Source organism: Caproicibacter fermentans (assembly GCF_009746625.1).
GTDB classification, from domain to species: domain Bacteria; phylum Bacillota; class Clostridia; order Oscillospirales; family Acutalibacteraceae; genus Caproicibacter; species Caproicibacter fermentans.
The window spans coordinates 1-1,724 of sequence record NZ_VWXL01000056.1 but is presented as its reverse complement, the minus strand read 5'-3'; the positions used below and the strand labels follow the sequence as shown (position 1 = coordinate 1,724).

Sequence of the window (1,724 nt, the reverse complement as noted above, 5' to 3'; positions counted from 1 at the left end):
AGTCTAATGGTATGAAGTCAAGAGGGTAAGTGCAAATGGAACGGATAAAAAAGCCACCATAAACGTACTGGCTGGATAAAAAAGGCAAACCTTTTCAAGCCCTGCCCTTGCAATTTAAAAAACAGGGCAACAATACCATCAGAGTTTAATACTCTTCCGGTGGAATGTACAGGCGGTTGACTTTCAGCAGCCGAAAGACCAACCGAACCAGTTTTCTGGCAGTTAAAGCGAGTGCGCGTTTATGCTGGAACTTGTTGACCTCTTTGAACTTGAGGTCATAGTAGCGCCGGAACTCCGAGTCGCATCTTCTCATAGAGTTGGCAGCTTCCAGCAGATAGTACCGAAGGAATCGGTTTCCGGACTTGATTAGATGGGTATTCTCAGCCTCATAGTCTCCGGACTGGTGCTGAGACCAAACGAGGCCAGCAAACTTAGCCAGAGAGGCCTGAGACTGAAAGCGGTGAATGTCACCGATCTCAGCAATAATACCCGCTGAATACACCTTACCAATACCGGGGACAGAGGTCAGCGTATTGGGGATGATCTCGAACTGCTGCTCGATAGCCTTGTCCAGCGTCTTGATCTGGCTTTCCAATGCCCGCATGGCAGCGATCGAGACCGACATGGCCTGGTTGACAGAATCGTTCACGGTTTTGGGAAGCCGGTAGGAGCCTTTGGCGGCGGTTTGCACCGCCTTCGCGGTAGCTTCTGGATTGGCAAACCTCCCTCGTCCAGATTTCACGATGAAGTCGGTCAACTCTTTTATGTCGGCGTAAGCCAGTGCATCCACTGTCTCAAATCGTTCCATCAGGGCAATGGTGGTGGCGCTGGTATTTTGGGAAAGGACTTTTTCCTGAGCCAACCCAGAGCACTTGAGAAACAGGTAATTCGCAAAACGCTGCTTTTCCCGCGTTAGGTTCTGGACAGAGAAAAAGCGTGCTCTGGTTAGTGTTTGAAGGGCCTTGTAGCGATAATCGTCCATGTAAACCTCTGAGGCAATTCTGCCGAATCTGAGATGGTCGGCAATCACGAAGGCATCCACGAAATCGTTCTTGGGCAGATCGGAATAGGCTTCCTTGAACTTTCTGACCTGCTTGGGATTGAGAACATGGATCTTCCGTTGAAACCGTCCCAATCTGCCATCTTCCCGGAGCGCATAAACGAGGCAGTCCCCATAGATGGAGGTGGCCTCAAGGCCAATCATCACGTCGCTGAGCTGCATCGCGGTAAGTGCGGACACAATTCTCTCAGACATCAGTTTAGCACCACCACGGTTGTTCTGCACGGAAAAGCTGCTGTGTTTGGTTCCATCCGGCTTCATGAGGTAAGCGACGTTATTTTTGCTGCTCACATCAATGCCAACGTAAAGTGGATTCAAAAATATCACCTCCCCCACAGTGGGATTTTCAAGTCGGCAGGTTTTAAGATACCCATGATAACCGGAGCATCAGCAACCTCGCGTATTAGAATCATTCCGGAAAAGGCCAATGCGATATCCCTCACTGCTAAAAGGGCGGCCTTGCTTCCGGCAAACAGCTAATGAGTTTGCAGCTAACTTCCGGCTCAGGGGAACAGACTATCTGTGAAGCAGCCTTACGGCCCAACAGGAGGAATTAGAGCTTGTCCCTGCCGACTTGACAGCATTATATCACGGGTATCTCAAAGCCTGCCGGTATTCTATTTTTGGGGCGTTTTCGCCCTACAAAACTTATTATACGAGGAGG

1 protein-coding gene is annotated in these 1,724 nt (G+C 49.8%); it reads right to left on the bottom strand.

The annotated features are described in order from the left end of the window. Positions 1-145: 145 nt before the first annotated feature. Positions 146-1,378, bottom strand: coding sequence for an IS110 family RNA-guided transposase (locus CAFE_RS10605; protein ID WP_156990630.1), 1,233 nt, complete (start codon positions 1,376-1,378; stop codon positions 146-148). Positions 1,379-1,724: the final 346 nt, after the last annotated feature.